Origin of the sequence: Arthrobacter sp. FW306-07-I, from assembly GCF_021800405.1 — a bacterium.
GTDB lineage: Bacteria > Actinomycetota > Actinomycetes > Actinomycetales > Micrococcaceae > Arthrobacter.
On the sequence record NZ_CP084550.1, the window covers coordinates 465,275 to 491,827 of the forward strand.

Below are 26,553 nucleotides of genomic sequence, written 5' to 3' on the forward strand. Positions count from 1 at the left end.
GACATGCCCGAAGCCGCCGGAACGGCCCGGCCGGCAGCAGCCCCGCGAAGCTCCGGATTTTCCCTGCTTGGGTCCGAGCTCAAGGTCCTGTTCGGGCGCCGGCGCACCTGGGCGCTGCTCCTGGCCCTGGCGGCCATCCCGGTCCTCATCGCCATCGCAGTGAAGGTCTCATCCAACGTTCCGCCTGGCCGGGGTCCCGCCTTCCTTGACCGGATCACCCAAAACGGCCTGTTCGTTGCCTTCACCGCCATGCTGGTCTCCGTACCGCTGTTCATGCCGCTCGCGGTGGGCGTGGTGGCCGGGGACACCATCGCCGGGGAAGCGAACCTGGGAACCCTCAGGTACCTGCTGGTGGCGCCGGCGGGACGGGTGCGGCTCCTGCTGGTCAAGTACGCAGGCGCGCTGGCCTTCTGCGTCGCGGCACCCTTAACCGTGGGCGCAGCCGGTGCGGCCATCGGAGCCGCGCTTTTCCCGGTAGGCCCGGTGACGCTGCTCTCCGGGGGCGTGGTCCAGCCGGGCGAAGCTGCCCTGCGCATCGTGCTGATCGCCGCCTACCTGGCGATATCCCTGGCGGGCCTTTCCGCGATTGGGCTGTTCCTGTCCACCCTGACAGTGGTTCCCGTCGGGGCAATGGCCGCCACCGTGGTTGTCTCGGTAGTGTCGCAGGTCGCCGACCAGCTGCCGCAGCTGGAGTGGCTGCACCCGTGGCTTTTCAGCCACTACTGGCTTGGCTTCGGCGACATGCTGCGCCAGCCGGTGGTGTGGGATTCTTTCGCCAGCAACGCGCTGCTCCAGGCAGGCTACGTGGCAGTGTTCGGGGCGCTCGCCTACGGCCGGTTCGTCACCAAGGACATTCTGAGCTGACGACGGCGGCGGCGGATTTCAATGCCGCGCCGCCCGGCGGACGGTCCGCGTGGGTGAGGATCAGTAGCGGGCCGCGTACGGGTAAAGCTCCATGCCCACCATCGAGCTGATGCTGGAAACGGTGATGCCTTCCTGCGGGTTGAGGGCCTGCACCACCTGGCCGTTGCCCAGGTAGATCGCCACGTGGTAGAAGTTCGGTGCCGAGCCCCAGACCAGCAGGTCGCCGCGGCGGGCCTGTGAAATCGGGACGTGGACCGGGGCGGCCGCGTACTGCTGGGAAGCGGTGCGCGGCAGGTAGGTGCCGGCTGCGGCGAAGGCGTTCTGCACCAATCCGGAGCAGTCGAAACCATAGACGCCGGTTCCGCCCCACTGGTAGTAATACGGAGCGCCCACCTTTCCCAGGGCCACGGAGATTGCTGCTTCATACGTGCCCGAACCCGTTGAAGGTGCCGGCGCCGGCGCCGGCGCCGGCGCCGGCGCCGGTGCGGGTGCCGGAGCGACGGGCGCGGGTGCGGGGGCAGCAGGGGCAGGTGCCGGCGCAGCAGGGGCAGGTGCCGGAGCAACCGGCGCAGCAGGCGCCGGTGCGGCAGGCGCTGCGGGGGCCGCTGCTGCCGGAGCGGGAGCCGCAGGTGCCACGTCCTGGCTGCGGTTGTTCTGGCCGGCACCCCGGTTTTGCCCAGCTTGATTTTGGGCTGCCTGATCCTGGGCGGCTTTGTCCGCGGCGGCCTTGTCCGCGGCGGCGGACAGCGCGGCGAGGCGGGCCTCCTCGCGCTGCCGGTCCAAAGCATCTACGCGCGCTGACTCAAGCGCCACCGTGGTGTTGCGGAGCTGTGCGAGCTGGTCCACCAGGACGGTCCGCTGGGCCTTGGCGTCGGCCACTGCCTTCGCCTGCGCGGCATTCGCCTGTTCCGCCTGGGACTTCCGTTGCTCCGCAGTCTTGGCCGCATCGTCGGCGGCCTTGGTGGCGTCCTCCGCAGCCGCGGTCAGCGAACGGTAGGCAGTGGCTGCGGCGTCGGCAGCTTCGAAGGCCCGGCTGCGGCTGGCAGAGAGGGCCTCAAGCGTGGCGGCCTGCTGCAGGCTTTCACCGCCGCCGGCCAGCGTTCCGAGGGTGGGGTTCAGGCCTCCGTTCCGGTACAGGTCACCGGCGAGCTGGCCCACCTGCTTGCGGGTCTTGTCCTGCTGTTCCCGGGCGGATCCGGCCTTGGCCGAGGCCACCGACGCCGCTTCGGTCCGCTGCTGCAGTTCCACCAATGCCTCGCTGTAGGCGTTATTGGCCTGCATGGCCACGGCGAACGCGGCCTGCTGCGCGGTGGACGCGTCGGCCAGGATGCGCTCGATGTCGGTGACCTTATCCGCCGTCGCGGACTCGCTGGCCTTGGCCGCGGCAATGTCCTCGGGCGAGGGAATCCCGGGCGACGCCGGAACGGTCAAGGGAAGGGATGGCGCCGGGACCGCGGCTGCAGGTGTTGCCACGGAAGCAAAAAGGACGACGGCGGCGCACAGCACGGCCGTCCTGCGGCCGGATCCGGATAAAGCCATCTGCAGAGACCTCGCAACGGTAAGGCTGGGAGTGAGGTTCTGGATGTGGCACAACCGTGCCCCTCAGCTGCTCGCCAGCAGTCCGAGGTTACGTGACCCTTTGCACATTAGCAACAGCAGTCACATCAATAACATAAACCACAACAGTGTCATTAGGGGCAGAATTTGCGGGGTGTGTCGGATCAGGCGTGTTGGCGTTCCTCATGTTCTGAGTGACTGGCGGGCTCCAGTTGGAAGGTGCAGTGGTCGGTATCAAAGTGCGAGCCCAGACAGGTGATGAGCTTGTCCAGCAGCTGGTCGGCGCCCCGGGCGTTGAGTACTCCGTCCTCCACCACCACGTGGGCGGAGAACACTGGTACGCCTGACGTGATGGTCCAGATATGGATGTCGTGCACGTCCGTCACACCCGCCACGGAAAGGATGTGTTCCCGGATCATCTGGACCTCCACTCCTTTGGGGCTGGCTTCCAGGAGGACGTCCACCACGTCGCGCAGCAGGCTCCAGGCCCGCGGGAGGATCATCAGCGCGATCAGGACGGAGGCAATGGTGTCCGCTGCCTGGAAGCCGGTCAGCATGATCACCACCGCTGCGATGATGACGGCCACCGAGCCCAAGAGGTCGCCCAGCACCTCCAGGTAGGCGCCGCGGATGTTCAGGCTCTCCTCCTGCGCCGTTCGCAGGACCAGCAGCGATACCAGGTTGGCGACGGCGCCGAGGATGGCGGCAAACAGCATGATGTCCGTCCGCACTTCCGGGGGTGCGCCGAACCGCCTGATGGCTTCGGTGAAAATGACGACGGAAATCACGATCAGGATCAGCGCATTGGCCAGTGCCGCGAGAACCTCCGCACGCTGGAAGCCATAGGTCCGCTGATCGCTTGCGGGGCGGCCCGCGATCCACGCAGCCAGCAGGGCGATGGTGACGCCGGCCGCGTCGGAGAGCATATGTCCGGCGTCCGCCAGGAGGGAAAGCGACCCGGAGAGAATGGAACCCACGATCTGGATGGCCACCACGCCAAGGGTGATCCCCAGGACGGCCACAAGCCGCTTCCGGTGCCGCCCGGTGCCGGTGATCCCGTGGCTGTGACTGTGGTCATGTCCCATGATTACAAGGCTAGCCCCAGCCCAGTTCGTGCAGCCGGTCATCGGAGATCCCGAAGTGGTGCGCTATTTCGTGGACTACGGTCACGGCAACTTCGTGGATTACGTCGTCCCGGGAGGCGCAGATTTCCAGGATGGGTTCGCGGAAGATCGTGATCCGGTCCGGGAGGGAACCGGCGTCCCACCACGAATCGCGCTCCGTCAGCGGAACCCCTTCGTACAGTCCCAGCAGCACGGTGTCCGGGTCTTCCCCGGGCCCGGGCACGTAATCGTCGTCAATGAAGACCGCAACGTTGTCCATGGCGCGGGCCAGCCGCTCCGGAATGCTGTCGAGGGCGTCCTGGACAGCGGCCTCGAAGTCGTCGGGGGACATAGTGAAACCGGAAGGCTCATGCCCTCCGTCGGGAACGATCGGCAGGCCCGGCGGCAGGTTGGCTGTCATGCCCAGACCCTACCGCTGGAAGCGTTGATGCCGGATGCGGTCCGCCGGCGTCCTGCGCCGGGTCAGCCCCACTCCCACCAGGCACACCAGCCCGCCCACCAGCCCCCATGCGGTGGGGATCTCGCCCAGGAGCAGCCAGGAGATGAGGACGGTAGTGCCGGGGACCAGGTAGGTGGTGGCGGCGAGTTTCCCGGCATCCACCAGCGACAACGCGTAAGCCCAGGTGGTGAAGGCGATGGCGGTCGGGAAAACGCCCAGGTACACCAGCCCCAGCGTGGCCTGCGGCGGGGCGGCCTGCACTTCGGACACCAGCTGCCCTGCAAAGGGCAGGCAGCACAGGGCTCCCACCACGATGCCGAACCACGTGGCCTGGGCCGCGGGGAATTTCCGCACCACCGGTTTCTGGATGATGACGCTGACCGCGGCGAGCACCGCTGCAAGGAGGCAAAGCGCCACACCCGCCAGGTCCGCCGTCGAACTTTCCCCAGGTACGCGCGGCCGGCCCGAGCCAAAGGCGATCAACGCGACCCCGGAAAACGCCACCGTGCTGCCGATCAGCAGCCAGCGCGGAAAGCCTTCCTTGAGGAAGATGCCCGCCATGATGGCCACCAGGATGGGGTTGACGTTGATCAGCAAGGCGCTGGTGCCGGCATCCAGGATGTGCTCTGCTGCGTTCAATGCCACGTTGTACCCGCCGAACCACATCACCCCATAGGCGAGGATGGGCAGCCATTCGCGGCCCTGGGGCAACAGCCGGCTCTTGAGCAGTTGTGGCACCACCAGGAAAGCCAGGACGACGGCGGCAATCGCCAGCCTGCCCAGTGTCAGGGAGCCGGGGGAGAAGTGCGGGCCGATGGCCCGGATGCCCACGAACGCCGAGGCCCACAGGACCACGGTGACCACCATGGCCGCCACGCCCAGTGCCTTGACGGGAGCAGCAGCTGGAGCTTGCGGAGGAAAAGGTTGACGCGCGGGACTGGTGGAAGGCATGAGATAAATCTACGGCGGATGCCGGCGTCGGACTGGCGGGAATCGGCCACGTCGGTGCCCTCGGCTAGGATGCGGACTATGCTCTCCCCCCAGGTTCCCGCCCGTGATACCCCGCGCCTTATCCGGAGAGTCATCTGGATCGCAATGGCTGTCATCGTCTTGGGCGGGGTGGCCTGGTATGCCCTTTTCACTGCCACCAAGCCCCCGCAGTCCGCATCCCCGGCAGCGGGCCAGGAACAACTCGTGCGCGCGGACAGCCACCGGCTCACCGCACCCCCCGAGGAAAAGGCGCAGCTGGTGGAGTTCCTCGACTTCGAGTGCCCCTCCTGCGGGGCCGTGCACCCCTTTGTGGAGGAGCTCAAAGCGGAGTTCGGGGACAGGATCACGTTCGTCAACAGGTACTTTCCGCTGTCCGCCCACCCCAACTCCGGCCAGGCAGCGCTTGCTGTGGAGGCGGCCGCACAACAGGGCCAGTACCGGCAGATGGCAAACAAGCTGTTCGAACACCAGTCCCAATGGGCCGGAAACCAACAATCCCAGGCGCCCCTGTTCCGCACCTACGCGCAGGAGTTGGGGCTCAACATCGCGGAGTTCGATGCCGCCGTCGCCAACTCCGAAACCGAAGACCGCATCCTGGCCGATATCGCCGACGGCAATGCCCTTGGTGTCAACGGCACGCCCACCTTCTTCCTCAACGGGGAGAAGCTGACGCTAAGCACCAAAGCGGATTTCCGGCAGAAGCTGGCCGACGCCGCCAAATAACGGAGATGCAGCCGGCTGGTGCTGCCGTGGCGGGAAGGCCGCCCTTTATTTACGCCGACCCTTTCTTTCCCCAGCGACTACTTTTGCCGTCCCTACTGTCCGCCAGCCCAGGCGAGCAGCTTATCCACCGGCCAGGTGGTGATGATCCGTTCGGGCGGCACGTTGTTGCGGGCTGCCCGCTCCGCGCCGTACTGCAGGAAGTCCAGTTGCCCCGGCGCATGGGCATCACTGTCGATGGAGAACAGGCAGCCTGCCTCCAGCGCCAACTGGATCAGGGCGTCCGGTGGGTCCTGCCGCTCCGGGCGGGAATTGATCTCGACGGCCACGTCGTGTTCCGCGCACGCTGCGAACACTTCCTTGGCGTCGAAGTCCGACGGCGGCCGGGTTCCGCGCGAGCCCTCGACGAGCCGCCCGGTGCAGTGGCCCAGGATGTTGGTCTGCGGGTCCTGGATGCCGCCGAGCATCCGGGTGGTCATGGTTTTCCGGTCGGCGCGCAGCTTTGAGTGGACGCTGGCCACCACGATGTCCAGGCGGTCCAGCAGTTCCGGCTCCTGGTCGAGCTCGCCGGACTCCAGGATGTCCACTTCGATCCCGGTCAGGAGCCGGGTGGCCCCGCCGTTGCTGTTGATGCCCGCCACTACGTCCAGTTGGTCCACCAGGCGCTCGGGCGACAGTCCATTGGCGATGGTGAGGTTGGGGGAGTGGTCGGTCAGGGCCAGGTACTCCCTGCCCAGCACCTCCGCAGCAGCCACCATCAGCTCAATGGGGGAGCCGCCGTCGGACCATTCGCTGTGGCTGTGCAGGTCGCCACGCAGCGCCGCCCGGAGGTCTGCCCCACCGGATGCCAACGGCTGGGTGCCCTTCTCCCTGAGGTCTGCCAGGTAGCCGGGCACTTGCCCGTCCACGGCCTCCCGGATGACAGCGTAGGTCCGGTCGCCGATTCCCTTCATGGACTTGAGTCGGCCGGTGCGGGCCCGCAATGCCACTTCGTCAGGGCCAAGGGGGTTGATGGCAGCTGCCGCCTTGCGGAAGGCCTGGACCTTGAAGGTGGCGGCGCGTCCGCGCTCCAGCCAGAAAGCAATCTCGTTGAGCGCTGCGACGGCATCCATCCGTCCATCTTTACCCGTAAGGCGCTGGAAAAGTGGGGTCTTGCGCCAATTTTGGAATATTCCCGGTTACCCCCTATAGTTGTGGAGTCCCGTTCGGAGAACGCAAAGGACAAAGACGGAAAGCCCCGCTTGACGCCTTTTATTTTGTTCCGGACAGGTTCTGGCCCCCATCGTCTAGCGGCCTAGGACACCGCCCTTTCACGGCGGCGGCACGGGTTCGAATCCCGTTGGGGGTACTCAAGGAACTGGTCAAGCAGGCTCAAAAAGTCTGGTAGGCTGGAAGCCTTGAAAAAAGCGGTAGAGATACTGCGAAGCAAGAAACGCAAGGCCCTGTAGCGCAGTTGGTTAGCGCGCCGCCCTGTCACGGCGGAGGTCGCGGGTTCAAGTCCCGTCAGGGTCGCTCTGATTGTTGGAAGAGATTCCGGCTGTCATGGTGACTAGTCACCTAGGCTCTGTAGCTCAGTTGGTAGAGCGTTCGACTGAAAATCGAAAGGTCACCGGATCGACGCCGGTCGGAGCCACCACTGGGAAGCATCAGTTCTTCGGAACTGGTGCTTTTCTGCTTTAACCCCTGATGTCTCTTCCAGCGCAGTGTCACAGGCTGGGGATAGGGTGGAAGCAACAGAAGGGGGAGTGCCTGATGGAATACCAGAACCCACAACCCGTGGTGCCAAGCCGTCCCGCCGCAAGCCCGGCCCCGGGCCCCGGACGGACCGTCATCTCCGAGACTGCGGTGGCCAAGGTCGCAGGAATCGCCGCGCGGGCAGTTCCGGGCGTCTATTCCCTTGGGTCGGGTCCGTCCCGTGCCCTGGGCGCCATCCGCGACGCCGTCGGAAGCTCCGACCACGCCGCCGGTGTCCGTGCTGAAGTGGGCGAAACCCAGGTAGCAGTGGACATCACCCTGGTGGCAAGCTATGGAACACCCCTGCACTCACTGGCCAATGCGGTCCGCGCCGCTGTCTACCGCGCCGTCGAGGAACTGGTGGGCCTGCAGGTCATCGAGGTTAACGTGGAAATAGCGGACGTCTACGTGCCCCCGCCCGTCAAAACCACCCCGCCCGCAACGGCCGAACGGGAGGCACTGCTGTGAGCCTCACGGTGGCAGGCGTGGCGATGGGCGCCTTCGTGGCTTTCATGTCCCTGCAATTCGGGCTGTGGGGCTTCCTTGTCTCCTTGCTCTTCATGGCCATCGGAGCGCTCCTGGGCCGGGCTGCGGAAGGGAAACTGGACCTGCGCGGCGTCTTAGATGCCATCACCGGCCGGCGTTCCTCCTCATGACAACACCCGCACCCGTTATGCCTGGGCAGGTGCTCGGCGGCCACAACCGGATCAGCACCCAGGCATTGACCAGCCTTGCCAGGGTGGCGGCGGCGCAGGCCTTGGGCGTCGACGCCCAGGATGTTCGGGCGGATTGGACGGACGACGACGGCCTGCTGGCTTTATCCCTCGTTGCCCCCATCAGCATCCCGCCTTTGCAGTCCGTGGTGCTGGAGCCGGCACGGGTGCAGGCGGCCGGCGGGTCCGTCTGGGACCGCACCGTCAGGGCCAAGGCAACCATCCTGGCAACAGTTTCCGAACTGAGCGGTTCCCGGTTGAGCCGCGTGGATATCCGCATCAGCGGGGCAAGGATCAGCACAGCAAGGACCAGTGCAGGAGGGCGGGTGCGGTGAGCAGCAGCGTGGAAGACCGCGGGGCGGCTGAGGAGACCCGGGGGAGCACCGGGACCCTCATGCGCAGGGTCCTTTACCGTGAGACCCACTCCTCCCGTGCCTCCGTGTCCATTGCCGCCGCTGCCCTCGTCCTAATTTTGGCTGCCTACGGCGTGCTGGAATCCGGGGTCCACGCCGTGGGCCAGCCCGCCTGGCTCATTGAGCCGCAGGTTGCCGCCCAGCGCATCGTGGACCTTCCGGCCGGGATCTCCCCGCTGCTGCTGTCAGCGATTGGCGCCGTCCTTGCCATGCTGGGCCTGATCTTCTTCCTTAATGGGGTCCTCCCAGGAAAACGCGCCCGCCACCTGCTGGCCGGTGCACCCGGCGAGGGCCTCCCGGCCGTGGTGGTGGATGACGAGGTCATTGCATCCTCGCTTGCCCGCCGCGCGCGCCTGGCCGCCAACGTCACGCCTGAACAGGTCATGGTGGTTGTTTCCCAGCGACAGGTGCTGGTCAACGTGCGTCCCACGTCCGGAATCCCCGTGGACCAGGACAGGGTATTGGACGCAATCCGCGACGAGCTGGACCAGATGCTGCTGGAACCTGCTCCCGTTCCGCGCGTCAACGTCACTGCTTCCGGGGTGGTTGGGGCATGAACAGCACCCCGGCACTGCTCAACCGCATCCTGCTCACTGTGCTGGGCCTGGCCCTGCTTGGAGCAGGGATCCTGTTGGTGCTGTTGGCGGCCGTTCCTCCCGTTGCTTCCTGGTGGCACGCCTGGTCCGGCGGGGTCTGGGGCGGGCTCACCCGGCTTTTCGAGTCCACGCGGTTCCCTGGCCGGTCGGAAAGCTGGTTGTGGATTGTCGTGGCAGTGGCGCTGCTGGGGCTGATGGGCCTCATGGTGGCCTGGATCGCCCAGCAAGGAAAAGGCCGGTCGAACCTCCTCGCAGCCGAATACGATCACGGTGACACCCCCGGCGACGTCCGCATCGGCGGCGGGGTAGCGGAACAGGCGCTGAAGCAGGCTTTGGAGGGGAGACCGGACTTGGCCGGTGCCACGGTCACTGCCTATGACGTGAAGGGCTCGCCCGCATTGAAGGTCCGTCTTCTTCCGCGCCAGGGTGTCGCACCGCATCTGCTCGCGGCCGAGGTGTCAGGACTCGTGCACGCGCTGGAGTCCGTTGTGGGCAAGGAGGTGCCGGTCCTCATCCACATCGGGGCAGGGGCGCGGACGCGCTTCAGCCGGGCCGAGCGCGTCCGCTAGGTTGCCCCTGGTGCCGGCGGGCGCTGCTGCCGGTACTGCACGCCCTTCCCGGTTACCGACCGCCGTGAAGATGCCGGCCGATTTCAAGGCGCTGCCTGCTTTGAAGATAAACAGTGCAGTCCACGGGGATTTCCTGGATGGCGGCCCACTCTTCGGCGGGTTCGGGACCGCTGGAAAGGACCACGGCATAACCTTCGGGCACGGGGGCCGAGGCGAAGCTCATGTTGGACAAGACCACTGTTTCCCCATTGCGGAAAGCCAGCAGCCCGGTGCCCGGCGAGTGTTCATCGGTCCACTCCACGGTGCCGCTGCCCAGGCGCTGGGCTGCCCTGAACGCCAACGCTGCGCGGTAGAGCTCCAGCGTTGAGCCGTCCTCGCCGTCCTGTTTGTCGGCGGCTAGAGGGCCGAAGCTTTCGGGCTGCGGGAGCCACGGTTCGGGCGCTTTTGCGGAAGCGCCTTGGGAAAAACCATAACCGGGTTCTTCCCCTGCCCACGGCAGCGGAACCCGGCAACCATCGCGCCCGATTTCTGCGCCGTGGGTCCGGAAGAACGTCGGGTCCTGCCTGGCCTCCGCAGGGAGGGTAGTGTGCTCCGGAAGTCCCAGCTCCTCACCTTGGTAAAGGTAGGCCGAACCCGGCAGGGCCAGTGCAACCAGCGTGGCGGCCCGGGCCCGGGCCAGGCCCAGGGATGCGTCCGGTTGTTCGTCGTCAGGGCCAATGCCCTTTGGAAAAGTGGTGGGATCCGTCAGCCCGAACCGGGTGGCATGACGCACCGTGTCGTGGTTGCTGAGCACCCATGTGCAGGGAGCACCTACTGATGCTGCCGCTGCCAGCGAGGCGTCAATGGCGTCAGCCATGCGTTCGGCATCCCAGCCGGCCAGCAGGAAATCGAAGTTGAAGGCCTGCTGCATCTCATCGGGCCGGACGTAGCGAGCCAGCCGCTCAGCCGGTTCCACCCATGCTTCGGCAACCATCATCCGGTTTCCGCCGTATTCGGCCAGGACCTGGTTCCAGTCGCGGTAGATCGCGTGCACACCGTCCTGGTCGAAGAACGGCGACGGCGGATACATCGGGGAGACTGCCCTGTGCGGTTCCTCGGCATCGGTGTGGGCATGGGGTGCATCCCCTGGGAGGTGGCTTTCAGGGTGCGGAACGGACGTTCCCTCCACCATGGCAGCGACTCCGTCCCAGTCAGGCAGTCCCGCCTCCTTCACAGGCCGTGGGCAACGTCCACGCGGAAACCGTCGGCGCCCCGGTCCAGCCAGAACCGCAGCACCGAACGCATCTCCTCGTGGACTTCGGGGTTGTCCCAGTTCAGGTCCGGCTGCTTGGTGTCGAAAAGGTGCAGGTACCACTGTCCCGGCGACCCGTCAGGGTTGGCCACCCGGCTCCACGCCGGGCCGCCGAACACCGACTTCCAGTTGTTGGGCGCCCGCCTGCCGTCGCCGGATCCGGGCACCTCGTCCTTGCCGTCCCTGAAAATGTACCTGTTCCGTTCGGGGCTGCCCGGTGCTGCGGCCAGCGCCTCGCGGAACCAGACATGTCCGTCGGAAGTGTGGTTGGGCACCAGGTCCACAATGACCTTCATGCCCCGGCGGTGAGCCTCCTGCAACATGGCGTCGAAGTCCGGCAGAGACCCGAAAAGCGGGTCGACCTGACGGTAGTCCGCTACGTCGTATCCCCCGTCGGCCTGCGGTGACTTGTAAAACGGCGACAGCCAGATAGCATCCACACCCAGCCGTTCGAGGTAGGGGAGCCTGTCCAGGACGCCGCGCAGGTCTCCCATGCCATCGCCGTTGCCGTCTGCGAAGGAACGGGGGTAGATCTGGTACACGACTGCGTCGGCCCACCAGGCAGAGGGACTTGGACTGGGTGCCGGAACGGTCGGGTCTGGCATTTGGTTCCCCTCTGATAACTTTTTGATGTAAACGCTTGCATTCCCGACAGCTACCTTACTAGTGTGACTGTCACCACATCAACCTCACCTAGCAAGCGCACTGTCGACTTACTTGTCACTCAGCGAGGAGCTTCAAGCTAATGAAAACCCCGAGATTCCTGCTTCCGGCTGCCACGGCCGGCATTCTGGCCCTTACGTTGTCCGCCTGCGGCGGCGGAGGTGGAGGGGGCACCACGGGCGGTGGAGGCAGTGACGCTGACGCCAACCTCGACGGCCGCGGGCCCATCACCTACGTCCAGGGCAAGGACAACAGCAACGTGGTCCGTCCCTTGGTCGATAAGTGGAACGCCGCGCACCCGAACGAAAAGGTCACGTTCAAGGAACAGACCGACCAGGCCGACCAGCAGCACGACGACCTCGTCCAGCACTTCCAGGCAAAGCAGTCCGACTACGACGTTGTGGATGTGGATGTTATCTGGACCGCGGAGTTTGCGGCCAAGGGTTGGCTGCAGCCGCTGAAGGACAAGATGGCGATTGACACCAGCGCCATGCTCAAGCCAACCGTGGAGAGCGGAACCTACAAGGGCACCCTGTACGCTGCCCCGCAGACCTCTGACGGTGGCATCCTCTACTACCGCAAGGACCTCGTTCCCACCCCGCCCAAAACGTGGGACGAGATGATGAGCATGTGCTCCATCGCCAAGCAGAACAACATCGGCTGCTACGCCGGCCAGTTCAGCAAGTACGAGGGTCTCACCGTAAACGCCTCCGAGGCCATCAACTCGGCCGGCGGCTCCGTCCTCAACAAGGATGGCAAGCCCAACCTGAACACCCCCGAGGCCAAAGCCGGCCTGGAAAACCTGGCGAAGGCCTACGCCGATGGCAACATCCCCAAGGAAGCCATCACCTACAAGGAAGAGGACAGCCGGCAGGCCTTCCAGAGCGGAAAGCTCCTGTTCCTGCGCAACTGGCCCTACGCCTTCAACCTGATCACCACTGAAGGCTCGTCCGCAGTGAAGGACAAGACGGGCCTGGCCGCCCTGCCCGGCAAGGACGGCCCCGGTGCCTCCTCGCTTGGCGGACACAACCTCGCCGTCAGCGTCTACTCCAAGAACAAGGCCACCGCGCTGGACTTCCTGAAGTTCATGACCTCCGAGGAAACTGAGAAGTTCTACGCTACCCAGGGTTCGCTGGCTCCGGTGCTTGGTTCGCTCTATGAGGACAAGGAACTGGTTGCCAAGCTGCCCTACCTGCCGGTCCTGAAGACGTCCATCGAGAACGCCGTGCCGCGTCCCGTAACACCGTTCTACCCGGCGGTCACCAAAGCAATCCAAGACAACGCATACCCGGCAATCAAGGGAGAAAAGTCAGTGGAAAGCGCACTCTCTGACATGCAGAAGTCCATCGAATCCGCTGGTGCGGGATCGTAGTTCTGCCATGGCAACCGAACTAGGCCCGACGCCGGTCAAGTCACCGGCGTCGGGCGGTACCCCCGTCCATCACGCCCCCAAAGGCGTAGGGGAGGACAACAGGATCGCAAGCCAGGGGCGCTGGGCTTCCTGGCTGCTCGCCCCCACCATCGTGGCCCTCGCGGTGGTGATTGTTTACCCGATCATCAGCGCCATCGTCATGTCCTTCCAGAAGGACGCCGGCCTGGACCCCGCTACCGGCCTCTTCACCCAGGGCGGCCCGGCAGGCATCCAGAACTACGTGAACTGGCTGGCGCAGCAGTGTGCAGCACCAAACGGCGGAACCGTCGCCTGTCCCCCCGGCACCTTGGGCGGCCAGTTCTGGTCTGCCACGGCCACTACCTTCTTCTTCACGGTAGTGACGGTGGCACTGGAGACTGTCCTGGGCTTCTGGATGGCCATGATCATGGCCCGGACGTTCCGCGGACGCAGCCTGGTCCGTGCAGCCGTCCTGGTGCCCTGGGCCATCCCCACCGCCGTTACGGCCAAGCTTTGGTTCTTCATCTTCGCGTTCGAAGGCATCGCCAACAAGCTGTTCAACACCACCATCCTGTGGACGGGCAGCGAGTGGCCGGCCAAATGGGCCGTGATCATTGCGGACGTCTGGAAGACCACGCCGTTCATGGCGCTGCTGATCCTCGCCGGTCTCCAAATGATTCCGGCGGAAGTCTATGAAGCCGCCAAAGTGGACGGCGCCACTGCCTGGCAGCGGTTCCGGCTGATCACCCTGCCGCTGGTAAAGCCGGCGCTGATGGTGGCCATCCTGTTCCGTACCTTGGATGCGCTGCGCATGTTCGACCTGCCCTACATCCTCACCGGCGGCGCGAACAATACGACCACCTTGTCCATCCTGGTGATTAACCAGATCAGGCAAGGCTTCAACTCGGCAGCTGCACTGTCCACCATTACCTTCATCATCATCTTCCTCGTCGCCTTCATCTTCGTTCGCTTCCTCGGGGCGAACGTGGTTGAACAGAGCGGCGCCACAGGAAAGGGGAAGAAATGACCACGGCAACAGCAGACGCCTCTGCGCTGCGCGCCCGGCAGGACAAGGGCCGCAAGGCTGCGCAGAACCGTGAGAAGTGGGCCCAGGGACGCACCTACCTCAGCGCAGCAATCATCCTGCTCTGGTGCCTGGCTCCGGCGTACTGGATGGTGGTCACGGCGTTCCGCGATGTGGGGTTCACCTACGACACCTCGATCCTGCCCACGCATGTCACCCTGGACAACTTCAAAACGGCGTTTGATACGTCCTTCGGGAACCGGTTTGGCCAAGCGCTGCTGAACAGTGTGTTTATCGGCGGCGTGGTGACCATCGTGTCCCTGTTGATCGGTGTGTTCGCGGCCTACGCGCTGGCCCGGCTGAACTTCAGAGGCAAGTTCCTGGTGCTCGGGTTCATCCTTGGGGCTTCCATGTTCCCCGGCGTTGCCCTGATCACCCCGCTCTTCCAGCTGTTCACCAACATCGGCTGGATGGGCACGTACCAGGCGCTGATCATTCCGAACATCTCCTTCGTGCTCCCGCTGACGGTCTACACCATGACCTCGTTCTTCCGGGAAATGCCGTGGGAGCTTGAAGAATCGGCCCGCGTGGACGGCTGCACGCAGGGGCAGGCCTTCCGGAAGGTCATCATGCCCTTGGCGGCACCGGCTATCTTCACCACGGCAATCCTGGCCTTCATTTCCTCGTGGAACGAGTTCCTGATCGCCAGCCAGCTGTCCAGTGACGCAACCCAACCGGTGACGGTGGCTATCGCCAACTTCGCCGGCGCCCAGCCCAACCAGATCCCCTACACGGCCATCATGGCCGCAGGCACCATCGTCACCATCCCGCTGGTGATCCTGGTGCTGGTCTTCCAGCGCAAGATTGTCGCCGGCCTCACGGCAGGTGCAGTCAAGTGACGGACAACGGTTCCCGCCCCCGCACTCCGGGGGCGGGAAACCGCAGCCGGCTGGTCCGATCGGGCGAGGACTTCGACATCATCATCGGCTTCCTCGCGTTCTGGGCACTGGTCCTGCTGGTGGTCACCGTGTGGATGGAAGTTACCGCCCAACCGGCCCTTGGCTGGGCGCTGGGCCTGCTGGCAACACTGCTGGCGCTGTATGGCATGGTGCGGCTGCGCAGGAAGCTGCCGGCCCGCAGGTAGGCGTTGACGCGCGCATCCGCCTTCGCGGCAACTGCGTGGATTTGCGCTGTCTAAGTTTTCATTCCCTGGCCGCGCAATGGAAAAATACAGGGCCAGGGTACACGCAGGGCCGGCTGGCTCTACGCCGAAAAGGAGTTACAGAGGGGACACGGTGGCACGGACAACGGAAAGGTCCCAGCGGGGCGGCCATAACGGCGTCAGCATCGAGGACGTTGCGGCGGCCGCCGGAGTCTCCACAGCCACCGTCTCCCGCGCAGTCCGTGGACTGCCGCGGGTTTCGCCCGCCACCCGGGAAAAGATCCTGGAAGTGGCCGGGAATCTCGGCTACGTGGCATCCTCCTCAGCCTCGGGGCTGGCCACCGGACGGACCAAGACCATCGGCGTCCTGGCTCCGTTCGTGAGCCGCTGGTTCTTTTCCAAAGCCATCGAGGGTGCTGACCGCGAACTGCATGCCCGCCACTACAACCTTTCGCTGTTCAACCTCGGCGGCCACGGCAGCAACCGGGAGCGGCTGTTCAGCAAGACCATGGTCTACAAGCAGATTGACGCCCTGCTGGTCCTTTGTATGGCGCTCACCCATGAAGAGATCGAGCACTTGCAGAAGATCGATATCCCGCTGGTTGTGGTGGGAGGGCATGTGGAGGAATGCCCCTACATTGGCATCGATGACTACGCCGCTGCCTCCACCGCCGTCCGGCACCTTATCGACCTGGGGCACCGGGACATCGCCCTGCTGCATGGCGACGACGAGACCGACCTGAATTTCGACGTCCCCCGGGTCCGCATCCTGGCGTTCAAGGACGTCATGGCGGCGGCCGGCCTGCCGACGCGGCCGGAATGGGACGAATGGGGAGACTTCACCGTCCGCAGCGGCCAGGAGGCCTTCCGCCGGTTGTGGTCCCGGCCCGGGCAGAAGCCCACGGCGATCTTCTGCGCTTCGGACGAGATGGCCATGGGAGTGATCTTCGAAGCCAACCACGCCGGCGTCAGTGTTCCGGGCGACCTGTCAGTGGTGGGTATCGACAACCACGACTTCGCAGAAGCCATGGGCCTCACCACCGTGGGCCAACGGCCGGACGAGCAGGCCGAACTGGCCACCAAGATGCTGCTCGACGAACTGGATGGCCAGGCAGGAGCTGTCCGCTCCGCGGTGGCACCCCATGAACTGATTGTCCGGCGCACCACGGCGCCGCCGCAAAACCTCTAACAGCCCACGACCTGTACGGGCACTGCACCTCTAACAGCCAGGGAACCGTTATGAGGCGCGGGCCAGCTGCCGGATGGGGATCCAGCGCGAGGCAAGCCGCCGGTAGGCCGCTGCAGCGCCGGTCATGTCACCCTCCGCCAGGCACTCGATGCCCAGCCTGATATCCATCGGCGACTCGTCCGGGTAGACCTTGTCCGCCACTGCGCCGTAGTCCAGCTCCACCATGGAGTTCACGTGGAACAGCTCAAGCCATTCCGTCAGTTGGGCCAGGTCGTCAAGCATGTCCAGGTCCGGGGCGGCGAGGGCCAGGTTGGCCACGGCATAGCGGGCCCGTTCCAGGGCTTCGGTGATGGGCGTCCAAACCCGAACGGTGAGGATCCGCCCGCCGGCTTCCACCACATCCTTGCGGTCGGATTCGGCGAACAGTGAGAACCAGCTGAACGGGATGCCCCACGTTGACGCCCGCGTGTGCACCCGGACGGAACCGTCCCTGGCCTTCACCAGGTCGATCCGCTCCTGGTGCCGGTCCCGCTGTTCCTCCGGGATCAGCAGCTCGGCCAACGGACCGTGGATGCCTTCCATCAGGGCATTGGCTGCCAGGCCAGCGCGCAGGACCAACTGGCTGGGACAGTACAGCAGGACGGGCTCGGAGTCGGCGTCAGCGCCGTCGTCGGCCGTTCCGCCTTCCGGTGACGGCGCCGTGGTGACGCGGACCAGGTCGGTGCGTCCGGTGGGGAAGGGGTCCCCGCCGGAGCGGGTGATGCGTCCCAGCGAAGCCAGCAGTTCAGCGTTTTCGACGGCGGCGCGCGAGACTGCCTGCGCCCCGGCTGCCTCGATGGCCGGGCGTTGTTCCTCCGGAAAGGCTTCCACGGGTTCGTAGACGCGCAGGGTGGAGGAGAAAGGCAGGCCGGCCTGGCCCCGGTAGAGGTTTCCCGTCATTGCGGTCTCCTTGCATGGGTCCAGGCCACGGTCATCAGTCCGCCAGTTCCACCAGCACGGGCGCGTGGTCGGAAGCGCCCTTGCCCTTGCGTTCCTCGCGGTCGATTGCGGCGCCGGTGACGCGGGCTGCCAGGGCGGGGGAGGCCAGGACGAAGTCGATCCGCATGCCCTCCTTTTTGGGGAACCGGAGTTGGGTGTAGTCCCAGTAGGTGTAGACGCCGGGGCCGGGGGTATAGGGCCGCACCACGTCCGTGTAGCCGGCGGTTTCGAATGCGTGGAACGCCTCCCGCTCGGGCGGGCTGACGTGGGTGGACCGGTTGTTGATAAACAGGTCGATGTCCCATACGTCCTCGTCGAAGGGTGCGATGTTCCAGTCGCCCATCAGGGCCACCTGAGCCTGGGGATCGTCCGTGATCAGGGCCTGGGCGTGGGTCTTGAGGCTTTCCAGCCACTTCAGCTTGTACGGCATGTGCTCATCGTCCAGGGATCGGCCGTTGGGGACGTAAAGGCTCCAGACGCGGATGCCGCCGCACGTGGCCGCCATGGCCCGGGCTTCCTGCACGGGATCCTTGCCGGCCTTGCCGAACGACGGTTGGTCCAGGAATGTCCGCTCCACGTCCTCGAGCCCCACCCGGGAGGCGATGGCCACGCCGTTCCACTGGTTGACGCCGAAGTGGGCCACCTCGTAACCCATTCGCTCAAAGAGTTCCCAGGGGAAGTTGTCGTCCTTGCACTTGGTCTCCTGGATGGCCAGGACGTCGCAGTCGCTGCGCTGCAGCCACGCTTCGACGCGGTCGGCGCGGGCACGGAGCGAGTTCACATTCCAGGTAGCTATCTTCACGGTTCCTAACTTACCTTGGCAGCTGCACGCGGGGTAAAGCCTTCGCCGGCCCCGCCCCATGGTGCCCGTACGGTTGGTTACGGACCGGAAGGGGCGGGTATATTCGCCAACAGAATGACTTGGATCACTCATCCGGCCACCATGCGAAGGAGCACCCAGCCCATGACGGCAGCCACGGGGAATACAACGGACAGCACGGCAGGCAACGGGGGAGCGGACGTACTTTTTGAACGGCGCGGCAGGCTGGGGGTGGCAATCCTCAACCGGCCCCGGGCGGTCAACGCGCTCACCGCGGAAATGGTGGACCTGCTGCTGCGCCAACTCACCACCTGGGCAGGGGACGACGGCGTGGCCACCGTCCTGGTGCAGGGCGCCGGGGAGCGGGGCCTGTGCGCGGGCGGAGACATCGTGGCCATCTACCAGGACATGCTGCAAGGTGGAAACGCGACGGCGGGTTTCTGGCAAACCGAGTACCGCCTGAACTCCCTGATCTCCAGGTACCCCAAGCCATACGTTGCGCTGATGGACGGCCTGGTCCTCGGCGGCGGGGTTGGTGTCTCGGCGCACGGGAACGTCCGGGTCGTCACGGAGCGGACCAGGATGGGGATGCCGGAAACCACCATCGGGTTTGCCCCCGACGTCGGCGGGACCTTCCTGCTCTCCCACGCACCGGGAGAAACGGGAACCCACGCGGCCCTCACAGGCGCACACCTGGGCGCCGGAGATGCCCTGTTCCTGGGCCTTGCAGACCACTACGTTCCGTCATCCTCGGTGCCCAGCCTGATGGCGGCGCTGGAAACCGAAAGCCCGGAAGACGCCGTCGCACGTTACGCCGGGCAACCCCCTGCCTCGGTGCTTGCCGGCCAGCGGGAATGGATTGATGCCTGTTACGACTCGGACGATGCCGGGGACATTGTCGCCCGTCTCCGCGCGTGGACCGGGCCCGGGCAGGACGATGCCACGGCGGCTGCAGACACCATCGAGGCCAAATCGCCGACGTCGGTCAAGGTCACCCTGGCGTCCCTGCGCCGCGCTTCAAGCCTGACCCTCGATGAAGTGCTGGCCCAGGAGTACCGGGTAGGAATCCGCTTTCTGGGAGGACCAGATTTCCGTGAGGGAATCCGGGCCCAGGTGGTGGACAAGGACCGGAACCCGCAGTGGAAACCGGCCACCCTCGCCGAGGTGCTTCCGCAGGATGTGGACCGGTTCTTCCAGCCGCTGGACGGTGGGGAACTGGACCTGCAGGTGAAGGCGACGGACCATGCCTGACACACGCCGCGTTGCTTTCCTGGGGCTGGGGCACATGGGGAACCCGATGGCCATAAACCTGATCAGGGCCGGTTACCGGTTGACCGGCTTTGATGTGGTGCCGGCGGCACTGGAAGCGGCGCAGGCCCAGGGCGTTCCAGTGGCAGGATCGACCATTGACGCCTTGGCTGGCGCCGATGTGGTCCTGACAATGTTTCCCAGCGGCAGACACGTCCTGGACGCTTACCGGGGCGCCAGTGGGGGACCTGGCCTGCTGGCAGCAGCACAGCCGGGAACCATGTTCCTGGATTGCTCCACCATCAACGTGGATGAGGCCCGCGAAGCTGCCCGCCTGGCTATCGAAGCAGGCCACCGATCCGTCGACGCCCCCGTTTCCGGCGGTGTGGTGGGGGCCGAGGCCGGCACCCTGACCTTCATGGCCGGCGGAGACGACGCGGACTTCGAGGCCGTGCGGCCCCTGCTGGAGGTCATGGGCAAGCGGGTGGTGCACTGCGGCGGACACGGCGCCGGCCAAGCCGCCAAAATCTGCAACAACCTGATCCTGGGCGTCTCCATGATCGCGGTCAGTGAGGCCTTCGTCCTCGGCGAGAAGCTGGGCCTGACCCATCAGGCGCTGTTCGACGTCGCTTCCGCCGCGTCCGGCCAGTGCTGGGCGCTGACCACCAACTGCCCGGTGCCGGGACCGGTCCCCGCCAGCCCTGCCAACCGGGACTACCAGCCGGGCTTTGCTTCAGCACTGATGGCCAAGGACCTAAACCTCGCGGTCAACGCCCTTAACGGCACGGGGGTGGCGGGGGAAATGGGGGCGCTCGCCGCCCATATCTACGATAGGTTTGCCGCGGAGGGCGGCGCAGGCCGTGACTTTTCCGCCATCATCACCGAGATCCGCCGGGCATCCGGCAAGCCTGCCCGGGACGCGGTAGCCGGGGAGCATTCCCCCGGGGAGTCGCCCGGCAGGCACAGTACAACAGCACACGACGACGGGAGTCCCGAATGACGGAGTACGCCAACATCCTGGTGGAGCAGCAAGGCAGGGTAGGGCTGGTGACGCTCAACAGGCCCTCCGCGCTGAACGCGCTGAACAAAGCCACCATGGAAGAGTTGGTGGCAGCCGTCACCGCCATGGACTCCGATCCGGGCGTGGGGGCGGTAGTGATCACGGGCTCGGGCAAGGCCTTCGCCGCGGGAGCCGACATCAAGGAGATGGCGGACCAGAGCTACATGGACATGTACCTGGCTGACTGGTTCCGGGGCTGGGAGGACTTCGCCCGGCTGCGGATTCCCACCATCGCCGCAGTGTCGGGCTTTGCCCTGGGCGGCGGCTGCGAACTGGCCATGATGTGCGACCTCATCATTGCCGGCGACAATGCGAAATTCGGGCAGCCCGAAATCAACCTGGGCGTCCTCCCGGGCATGGGCGGGTCCCAGCGGCTCACCCGGGCTGTGGGCAAGGCCAAGGCCATGGACATGATCCTCACCGGCAGGTTCATAGACGCCGAGGAAGCGGACCGGTGCGGGCTGGTGTCGCGCGTGGTTCCGGCGGCGGACGTGGTGTCCGAGGCACTCACGGTGGCCGGGGTGATAGCCGGCAAATCCAAGCCAGCGGCGATGGCAGCCGTGGAAGCCGTCAATGCGGCCTTCGAAACCGGCCTGGCCCAAGGAGTCCAGTTCGAACGGCGGCTCTTCCATTCCCTGTTCGCCACCGAGGACCAAAAGGAAGGCATGGCGGCGTTCACCGAGAAGCGCCAGCCCGAGTTCAAGCACCGGTAGTGTGGACAACCATGACCGGTGCAGCCAGCCCCACGGAGGGGCTTACGGGACTCGTGGGCTTTGCGGCGAGGGCCATTGATACCCTGGGCGAGTGGGGCGTTGGCGCCTTTACGCTCGCCGAGACTGTGGTGCCGCCGATCCCCAGCGAGGTGATACTCCCGTTGGCGGGCTACCTCGCCAAGCAGGGCTCCCTGAACCTCTTCCTCGTCTTCGCCACCAGCACCCTTGGTGCGTACCTGGGGGCATTATTGCTCTACTGGCTGGGCGCCAAACTGGGTTTGGACAGATCCATCCGATGGTTGTCCAAGCTGCCGCTGGTGGACCGGGAGGACTTTGAGCACGCGGCGGGCTGGTTCCGCCGCCACGGCAGGTCCTCCATCTTCTTCGGCCGCCTGCTGCCCGGGGTACGCAGCCTCATTTCCCTGCCGGCGGGAGCGGCAGCCATGCCCGTGGGAACCTTCAGCCTCTTCACCCTCGCCGGCAGCGGCCTCTGGAACGGCGCCCTCATCGGCCTGGGCTACCTTTTGGGCACTCAGTACAGGCTCATCGAGGAGTACTCGCACTACCTCAACTACGCCGTCTACGCCGCGCTGGCCGTTGCCGTGGTCCTGCTCGTCGTCCGGCGGACCAAACGCGCCAAGGCCAGGCGCTGACAACTGGCGTCTGAAAGGTTGTCAGCGACTGGGGCCTCTCGGTACCATCGCACTGGTAAGCATACTTAGTGTTGATGGCCGTGTCTGCGGGGGCACGGAACGGAGTCGGGATGCGGGTCAAAAAGGCAGTTGTGGTCATCACCGGAGCCTCAAGCGGCATCGGCCGTGCAACGGCGCTGGCCTTCGCGGACAAGGGTGCCCGGCTGGTCCTCGCCGCACGAAGCGCCGCTGCCCTGGAAAGCCTGGCTCATGAGGTGAGGAGGCGGGGAGGCAAGGCCATTGCCGTCCCGACGGATGTCACGGACGCCGCAAGCGTTGAAGCACTTGCGGACCGGGCCGTGAAGGAGTTTGGGCGGCTGGACATCTGGGTGAACAACGCCGCCGTCGGAGTTTTTGGCCGCCTCACCGATATTCCTCTTGCAGACATCAGGCGCGTGCTGGACGTCAACATCGGGGGCTACATCCATGGTGCCCGCGCCGCGCTGCCCCGGCTTCGTGCACAGGGATCAGGGGTGCTGATCAACGTCGCATCCATCGTGGGCGAGAAATCCCAGCCCTACACGGCCGCGTACTCCATGTCCAAAGCTGCGGTGCGGGCCCTGAGCGTCAGCATCCGGTCCGAACTGCGGCTGGACGGAGTGCGGAAAGTGAAGGTCTGCACGGTGCTGCCCGCGGCCATCGACACGCCCTTCTTCCAACATGCGGCAAACTACACCGGACGGAAAGTGGTAGCGATGCCGCCGGTCTACACCCCGGAACGCGTGGCAGGAACCATCGTCAGCCTGGCCGCCAAGCCCCGGCGCGAGGCAGTGGTGGGCCCCGCCGGACGGCTGATGGTCCTTCAGCACAAGCTCACGCCGGCCAAGGTGGAAGCCGCCATGGCCGCGCAGGTGGATAAGACCCACTTGTCACGGAAGAAGCCGGCAGCTGCCACGACGGGAACCCTCTACGAGCCGTCAGGCCACAGCCGCAAGGCTTCAGTCAGCGGCGGCTGGCAGGGGAGGCGGCGGACGGCGCGGCGCAGGATGGTGGCCGCAGGCACGGTGGCGGGGGCCGTCGTCGTGCTTTGGAGCCGGAGGCAGCTGACGCACCCCGCAGCCTGAACCCTGCAATGGCCGGCAGGCGCCAGCGGAGTCACCTGGCGTGCCGGTCCCGGGGTGTACGGTGCCTGGCCTGGGCAACCAGGCGCGTGAACGCAAAAACAAAGATTGCCTCGAACAGCAGCATGAGGCCCATCAGCAGCCACTGCTGCCGGGTGATGAAGACTATGCACCCGGTCAAGGCCAGGATGGTTCCCAGGGCGAGCGCGTAAACGGCGAAGCCGACCGCAACCCGCGCGCTGCGTACGCCGGTCCGGAACCCGAACCCGTGCGGCTCCCCGCCGGGCTGGCCGGGGACGCGGTCCTGCGCGGCAGGTCCGAGGGAGTCGAACTCCTCCCACGGATCCCGGTCCTGGTCCTGTCCCGTCATGCCCCCATTATCCCAAACTGTAGAAGCGGAGGGGGGCTGGGCAGCCAAGGCGGTGCATGAAAACAGCGGCCGCTCCACCCTGGGGTGGAGGGGCCGCTGAATGGGGTCCCGGCAGCTGCCGGAGGCCGCCGAAGACTTAGAGCGGGCGGATATTCTCTGCCTGCGGGCCCTTGGGGCCCTGGGTCACATCGAATTCGACCTTCTGGTTCTCGTCCAGGGAGCGGTAACCGCTGGTGGCGATTGCCGAGTAGTGGGCGAAAACGTCAGCGGACCCGTCATCGGGGGCAATGAAGCCAAAACCCTTTTCGGCGTTGAACCATTTAACTGTGCCTGTTGCCATGGCTGCATTCCTTCATGTGACTCTGATTCTCTCCCCGGGGATCGTCCCGGAGTGCGCGGGAGGTAATCCCCCACTGTCCCCAAACGTACGGGGCGGAGGGCCTGGGTGCAAGGGTATTCGCGATAAAGCCACCTCAACGCATGCCTTCGCGGCGGATTGCGGTGGCAATGGCTGCCGCCCGGGTATCAACTCCAAGCTTGGCGTAGATGTGTGCCAGATGGGTTTTTACCGTGGCCTCGGAGATGAAAAGCCGGCGGCCCAGTTCGCGGTTGCTGAGCCCCTCGGTGAGCAGGCTCAGCAGCTCGGCTTCGCGCGGTGTCAGGACTTCGTCCGGGTTGCGGAGCTGCTGAAACAACCGGGATGCCACCGGCGGGCTCATGACGCTTTTGCCTTGGACGGCGCCCCGAATGGCGGCGAAGATTTCTTCCGGGGCAGCATCCTTCAACAGGTAACCCATCGCGCCGGCGTCCACTGCACGGACAATGTCGGCGTCGGAATCGTAGGTGGTGAACACCAGGATGGCCTGCCGGCCGTTAAGGTCCCTGATCCGCCTGATCGCTTCGAGCCCGTCCATGCCCGGCCCCATGGCCAGGTCCATCACCACCACGGCGGGGGAGTGGATCTGGGCCAGCTGCACGGCTGCCTCGCCGGACGCAGCCTCACCCACCACCTCGATGTCGGGCTGGGTGGACAGCAGCGCGCGCAGGCCGCTCCTCACCACCAGATGGTCGTCCACCAGCAGGACCGTGATGGTGCTCATCTGCCTCCTTCCACCGGCAGTTGCGCCGCCACTATGGTTCCTTCGCCCGGGGCACTTTGCACCGAGAAGCTTCCACCCAGCTGCTCTGCCCGCTGCCGCATGGCCCGCAGGCCGTACCCTCCTGCATTCGATGGCGGAGTTGCCGCTGACGGATCAAAGCCGGCGCCGTCGTCGTAGATATCCAAAGTGACGGAGTCCGGCAGGAAGCCCACGGTCACCGCTGCTGTCCTGGCGTCCGCATGGAGCGCAATGTTTGACGCTGCGCTTTGCGCCACCCGAAGCAAGCCGTGGCGGACCTCTGGTGGGACTTGCCGTGGCTCGCCCGTCACCAGCAGGGTGGCTCCGGGCACGTACTGCCGGGCGGCGAGGCACAGTGCGTCCGGCAGGGGTGTCGCGTCAATTCCCGGTGAGGCCAGGTCGTGCACCAGGCTGCGGGTCTCGGACAGGTTGATGCGCAGCAGGGCGGTGGCCTGCCTGAGATCCGCCTGTGCGCCAGGGGCAGGCCAGGAACGGTCCGCCGCTTCGAGCAGGAGCAGGCTGCTGGCCAGGCCCTGGGTGACGGTGTCGTGGATTTCCCGGGACACGCGCTCACGCTCGGCGATGGTGCCGGCCCGACGCTCGCTGGCCGCCAGCTGGTCCTGGGCGAGCGAAACCTCGGCGTTGAGGCGCCGCTGCTCCTCCGCATCGTGTTGGATACGGTCGTACACCAGTGTGAGCATGAGGCCCACCGCAACCGGCCCCAGAAGCATCGCCAGATCGGTGCCACCGCTCAACCTGAAGAGGCCTGCCGCCGTAGCAGCCGCCGTTGTCCCCGCCGCAACGTACGCAGCCGTTCCGGCAAGGGCACTGCGGCACAGAAAGAAGAGCGCGAACGAGCACCAGGCGAAGCTCGGTGCCGCACCACCAGCACCGCCCATACAGCCACCAGGGTGAACATCCACGGCAGCCCTGGCCTGCCCCGCCTGGCCAGGACTGCGACGGCGGCATACAGCAGGCTTGCCGCGGCCGCCAGGCCCAGGACCAGCAGGTTATCCGCGGGCTGTGACGCATGATGTACCTGACCAGGGATGCAACCAGGAGCACCGCGAACCCGAGGTGCACCGCTGTACCGATGCTGCCCAGGCTGGTGCCGGCGGCACGGTGGGGCCGGACCCCTTGCCCGATGTCTTCAGCAGGCGTGGCGGTGGGAACTCCGGTAGGCATGGGACGCCGCCTGTTCTTCGTGGTGGGAACGCTGTCTCCATGCTATTGCCCCCGCCCCTGCTGGTCCTCAGCCTTTTGGCTGATACGGCTGGCCTTTGGTCTGAACGGGAAGCAGCCCAAGGCCCGATGGCAGGCGACGCCGCCCCCGGAAGGATTGATGCGTATCCTCCAGCCAATCCGATCCCAGGGAGTCACCGTGAAGAAGTCCCACAAAGTATTCGCCGCCGCAGCAGCAGGCGCGCTCGTCCTGACCGCAGGGGCCACGGCGGCCGCCAACGCCGGGCCGGGACCCGCGCCCGCGGCCGTTCCCGCCGTCGACGTCCAGCCTGCGCCCGGGATTGTTGTCCAGCAGAACCGTATTTCCGTTGGCGCCTCCTTCACCGCGGTGAACGCCGCCCTCGCCAAATGCCAGGCGGATAAGCTCCCGTTTGTCACCGTGGCCCTCGTGGACCGGTTCGGCACCATCCAGGCCCTGCTCCGGGGGGACAACGCGGCGGAGCACACCATCGAAGCCGCAAAGCAGAAGGCATACACCGCCGCGGCGTTCGGTGCGCCCACGAGCGAACTGGCCAAGCGGATCAATGGGAACGGCCCGTCCATCACAGACCTGCCAGGCACCCTGTTCCTGGCGGGAGGTGTCCCGCTGAAGGTCAACGGAGTTTCGGTGGCCGGCATCGGCGTCGGTGGTGCTCCCGATGGCGCGTTGGATGAAGCCTGCGCCACCGCCGGCGCGGAAGCCATCGCTGGCGCAGGGAAGTAGGCTGCAGGAAAGTAGGCTGCAGGGATGCGGCAGTTCAGGCGGAAGTCAATCGCAGCCTTCCGCCTGACCCGCCCCTTCCCATGCCGAGTCGGGGCACTTTGGCGCGGACA

28 protein-coding genes, 3 tRNA genes and 2 pseudogenes are annotated in these 26,553 nt (G+C 65.9%); 21 read left to right on the forward strand and 12 right to left on the reverse strand.

Annotation, left to right across the window (positions count from 1 at the left end; genetic code table 11):
- The first annotated feature begins 3 nt into the window (after positions 1-3).
- A complete protein-coding gene (locus LFT46_RS02245; RefSeq protein WP_236821969.1) occupies positions 4-864 on the forward strand; it encodes an ABC transporter permease in 861 nt (286 codons plus the stop codon).
- Positions 865-924: 60 nt separating this feature from the next.
- Here the strand turns inward: LFT46_RS02245 and LFT46_RS02250 are convergent, their stop codons facing one another.
- The 4 genes from LFT46_RS02250 to LFT46_RS02265 all read right to left on the reverse strand — a co-directional run bounded on the left by LFT46_RS02250 (position 925) and on the right by LFT46_RS02265 (position 4,935).
- Positions 925-2,403 carry a C40 family peptidase gene (locus tag LFT46_RS02250; protein ID WP_236821165.1) on the reverse strand — a complete coding sequence of 493 codons (1,479 nt, stop codon included), beginning with the start codon at positions 2,401-2,403 and terminating at the stop codon, positions 925-927.
- Between the two features lie 182 nt (positions 2,404-2,585).
- Positions 2,586-3,506, reverse strand: coding sequence for a cation diffusion facilitator family transporter (locus LFT46_RS02255; RefSeq protein WP_236821166.1), 921 nt, complete (start codon positions 3,504-3,506; stop codon positions 2,586-2,588).
- Positions 3,507-3,516: 10 nt separating this feature from the next.
- Complete coding sequence (locus tag LFT46_RS02260) at positions 3,517-3,945, reverse strand: metallopeptidase family protein (RefSeq protein ID WP_236800861.1); 429 nt, start codon at positions 3,943-3,945, stop codon at positions 3,517-3,519.
- Positions 3,946-3,954: 9 nt separating this feature from the next.
- Positions 3,955-4,935 (reverse strand): DMT family transporter, encoded by a 981-nt coding sequence (locus tag LFT46_RS02265; RefSeq protein ID WP_442863664.1) that lies wholly within the window; start codon positions 4,933-4,935, stop codon positions 3,955-3,957.
- Positions 4,936-5,013: 78 nt separating this feature from the next.
- Here LFT46_RS02265 and LFT46_RS02270 point away from each other — a divergent pair, with 78 nt between their 5' ends.
- On the forward strand, positions 5,014-5,697 hold the full coding sequence (locus LFT46_RS02270) for a DsbA family protein (RefSeq protein ID WP_236821167.1): 684 nt from the start codon (positions 5,014-5,016) through the stop codon (positions 5,695-5,697).
- Positions 5,698-5,789: 92 nt separating this feature from the next.
- Here LFT46_RS02270 and LFT46_RS02275 read toward each other — a convergent pair whose 3' ends face one another.
- On the reverse strand, positions 5,790-6,806 hold the full coding sequence (locus tag LFT46_RS02275) for a PHP domain-containing protein (RefSeq protein WP_236821168.1): 1,017 nt from the start codon (positions 6,804-6,806) through the stop codon (positions 5,790-5,792).
- A 163-nt stretch (positions 6,807-6,969) separates the two neighbouring features.
- Here LFT46_RS02275 and LFT46_RS02280 point away from each other — a divergent pair.
- The 8 genes from LFT46_RS02280 (at position 6,970) to LFT46_RS02315 (ending at position 9,719) form a co-directional block, all read left to right on the forward strand.
- Positions 6,970-7,042: transfer RNA gene (locus tag LFT46_RS02280), tRNA-Glu, on the forward strand.
- Between the two features lie 90 nt (positions 7,043-7,132).
- Positions 7,133-7,206: transfer RNA gene (locus LFT46_RS02285), tRNA-Asp, on the forward strand.
- A gap of 48 nt (positions 7,207-7,254) precedes the next feature.
- A tRNA-Phe gene (locus LFT46_RS02290) sits at positions 7,255-7,330 on the forward strand.
- Positions 7,331-7,446: 116 nt separating this feature from the next.
- Entirely contained in the window at positions 7,447-7,896 is a 450-nt protein-coding gene (locus tag LFT46_RS02295; protein WP_236800864.1) for an Asp23/Gls24 family envelope stress response protein, read from the forward strand.
- Positions 7,893-8,084 carry a hypothetical protein gene (locus LFT46_RS02300; RefSeq protein ID WP_236800865.1) on the forward strand — a complete coding sequence of 64 codons (192 nt, stop codon included), beginning with the start codon at positions 7,893-7,895 and terminating at the stop codon, positions 8,082-8,084. Before LFT46_RS02295 ends, LFT46_RS02300 begins: the two co-directional genes overlap by 4 nt.
- Complete coding sequence (locus LFT46_RS02305) at positions 8,081-8,476, forward strand: hypothetical protein (RefSeq protein ID WP_236800866.1); 396 nt, start codon at positions 8,081-8,083, stop codon at positions 8,474-8,476. The genes LFT46_RS02300 and LFT46_RS02305 overlap by 4 nt, the downstream gene beginning before the upstream one ends.
- On the forward strand, positions 8,473-9,111 hold the full coding sequence (locus tag LFT46_RS02310; RefSeq protein ID WP_236800867.1) for a hypothetical protein: 639 nt from the start codon (positions 8,473-8,475) through the stop codon (positions 9,109-9,111). The genes LFT46_RS02305 and LFT46_RS02310 overlap by 4 nt, the downstream gene beginning before the upstream one ends.
- Complete coding sequence (locus tag LFT46_RS02315) at positions 9,108-9,719, forward strand: hypothetical protein (protein ID WP_236821169.1); 612 nt, start codon at positions 9,108-9,110, stop codon at positions 9,717-9,719. Before LFT46_RS02310 ends, LFT46_RS02315 begins: the two co-directional genes overlap by 4 nt.
- Positions 9,720-9,771: 52 nt before the next feature.
- On the opposite strand, the pseudogene LFT46_RS02320 reads toward LFT46_RS02315, so the two are convergent.
- Positions 9,772-11,615: pseudogene (locus LFT46_RS02320) on the reverse strand (glycoside hydrolase family 13 protein).
- Between the two features lie 140 nt (positions 11,616-11,755).
- Between LFT46_RS02320 and LFT46_RS02325 the strand changes: the two are divergent.
- From LFT46_RS02325 to LFT46_RS02345, 5 genes are all read left to right on the forward strand, one after another.
- Entirely contained in the window at positions 11,756-13,045 is a 1,290-nt protein-coding gene (locus LFT46_RS02325; RefSeq protein WP_236800870.1) for an ABC transporter substrate-binding protein, read from the forward strand.
- 7 nt (positions 13,046-13,052) lie between these two features.
- Positions 13,053-14,090, forward strand: coding sequence for a carbohydrate ABC transporter permease (locus LFT46_RS02330; protein WP_236800872.1), 1,038 nt, complete (start codon positions 13,053-13,055; stop codon positions 14,088-14,090).
- The gene (locus LFT46_RS02335) at positions 14,087-14,986 is read left to right on the forward strand and encodes a carbohydrate ABC transporter permease (RefSeq protein WP_236800874.1); all 900 of its coding nucleotides are present in this window, start codon (positions 14,087-14,089) and stop codon (positions 14,984-14,986) included. The genes LFT46_RS02330 and LFT46_RS02335 overlap by 4 nt, the downstream gene beginning before the upstream one ends.
- Entirely contained in the window at positions 14,983-15,231 is a 249-nt protein-coding gene (locus LFT46_RS02340; RefSeq protein WP_236800876.1) for a hypothetical protein, read from the forward strand. The genes LFT46_RS02335 and LFT46_RS02340 overlap by 4 nt, the downstream gene beginning before the upstream one ends.
- A 151-nt stretch (positions 15,232-15,382) precedes the next feature.
- Positions 15,383-16,438, forward strand: coding sequence for a LacI family DNA-binding transcriptional regulator (locus tag LFT46_RS02345; protein ID WP_236800877.1), 1,056 nt, complete (start codon positions 15,383-15,385; stop codon positions 16,436-16,438).
- A 48-nt stretch (positions 16,439-16,486) separates the two neighbouring features.
- On the opposite strand, the gene LFT46_RS02350 is transcribed toward LFT46_RS02345, so the two are convergent.
- Entirely contained in the window at positions 16,487-17,377 is an 891-nt protein-coding gene (locus tag LFT46_RS02350; protein ID WP_236800878.1) for a hypothetical protein, read from the reverse strand.
- Between the two features lie 34 nt (positions 17,378-17,411).
- A complete protein-coding gene (locus LFT46_RS02355) occupies positions 17,412-18,218 on the reverse strand; it encodes an exodeoxyribonuclease III (protein ID WP_236800879.1) in 807 nt (268 codons plus the stop codon).
- A 162-nt stretch (positions 18,219-18,380) separates the two neighbouring features.
- Between LFT46_RS02355 and LFT46_RS02360 the strand changes: the two genes are divergently transcribed.
- The 5 genes from LFT46_RS02360 to LFT46_RS02380 all read left to right on the forward strand — a co-directional run bounded on the left by LFT46_RS02360 (position 18,381) and on the right by LFT46_RS02380 (position 23,013).
- On the forward strand, positions 18,381-19,487 hold the full coding sequence (locus LFT46_RS02360) for an enoyl-CoA hydratase/isomerase family protein (RefSeq protein WP_236800880.1): 1,107 nt from the start codon (positions 18,381-18,383) through the stop codon (positions 19,485-19,487).
- A complete protein-coding gene (gene mmsB / locus LFT46_RS02365) occupies positions 19,480-20,484 on the forward strand; it encodes a 3-hydroxyisobutyrate dehydrogenase (protein ID WP_236800881.1) in 1,005 nt (334 codons plus the stop codon). Before LFT46_RS02360 ends, mmsB begins: the two co-directional genes overlap by 8 nt.
- The gene (locus tag LFT46_RS02370; RefSeq protein ID WP_236800882.1) at positions 20,481-21,257 is read left to right on the forward strand and encodes an enoyl-CoA hydratase; all 777 of its coding nucleotides are present in this window, start codon (positions 20,481-20,483) and stop codon (positions 21,255-21,257) included. Before mmsB ends, LFT46_RS02370 begins: the two co-directional genes overlap by 4 nt.
- Positions 21,258-21,268: 11 nt before the next feature.
- Positions 21,269-21,910, forward strand: a complete 642-nt coding sequence (locus LFT46_RS02375) for a DedA family protein (RefSeq protein ID WP_236800883.1) — start codon at positions 21,269-21,271, stop codon at positions 21,908-21,910.
- A 110-nt stretch (positions 21,911-22,020) separates the two neighbouring features.
- Positions 22,021-23,013, forward strand: a complete 993-nt coding sequence (locus LFT46_RS02380) for an SDR family oxidoreductase (protein WP_236800885.1) — start codon at positions 22,021-22,023, stop codon at positions 23,011-23,013.
- Between the two features lie 31 nt (positions 23,014-23,044).
- On the opposite strand, the gene LFT46_RS02385 is transcribed toward LFT46_RS02380, so the two are convergent.
- From LFT46_RS02385 to LFT46_RS02400, 4 genes and pseudogenes are all read right to left on the reverse strand, one after another.
- Positions 23,045-23,380, reverse strand: coding sequence for a hypothetical protein (locus LFT46_RS02385; protein ID WP_236800886.1), 336 nt, complete (start codon positions 23,378-23,380; stop codon positions 23,045-23,047).
- Positions 23,381-23,516: 136 nt separating this feature from the next.
- Positions 23,517-23,720 (reverse strand): cold-shock protein, encoded by a 204-nt coding sequence (locus LFT46_RS02390; protein ID WP_009357211.1) that lies wholly within the window; start codon positions 23,718-23,720, stop codon positions 23,517-23,519.
- Positions 23,721-23,853: 133 nt separating this feature from the next.
- The gene (locus LFT46_RS02395; protein ID WP_236800887.1) at positions 23,854-24,480 is read right to left on the reverse strand and encodes a response regulator; all 627 of its coding nucleotides are present in this window, start codon (positions 24,478-24,480) and stop codon (positions 23,854-23,856) included.
- Positions 24,477-25,683: pseudogene (locus LFT46_RS02400) on the reverse strand (sensor histidine kinase). Before LFT46_RS02400 ends, LFT46_RS02395 begins: the two are co-directional and overlap by 4 nt.
- A gap of 196 nt (positions 25,684-25,879) precedes the next feature.
- On the opposite strand from LFT46_RS02400, the gene LFT46_RS02405 reads away from it, so the two are divergent.
- Positions 25,880-26,443: a GlcG/HbpS family heme-binding protein gene (locus tag LFT46_RS02405; protein WP_236800888.1), complete on the forward strand. Its 564-nt coding sequence runs from the start codon at positions 25,880-25,882 to the stop codon at positions 26,441-26,443.
- The last annotated feature ends 110 nt before the right edge of the window (positions 26,444-26,553 follow it).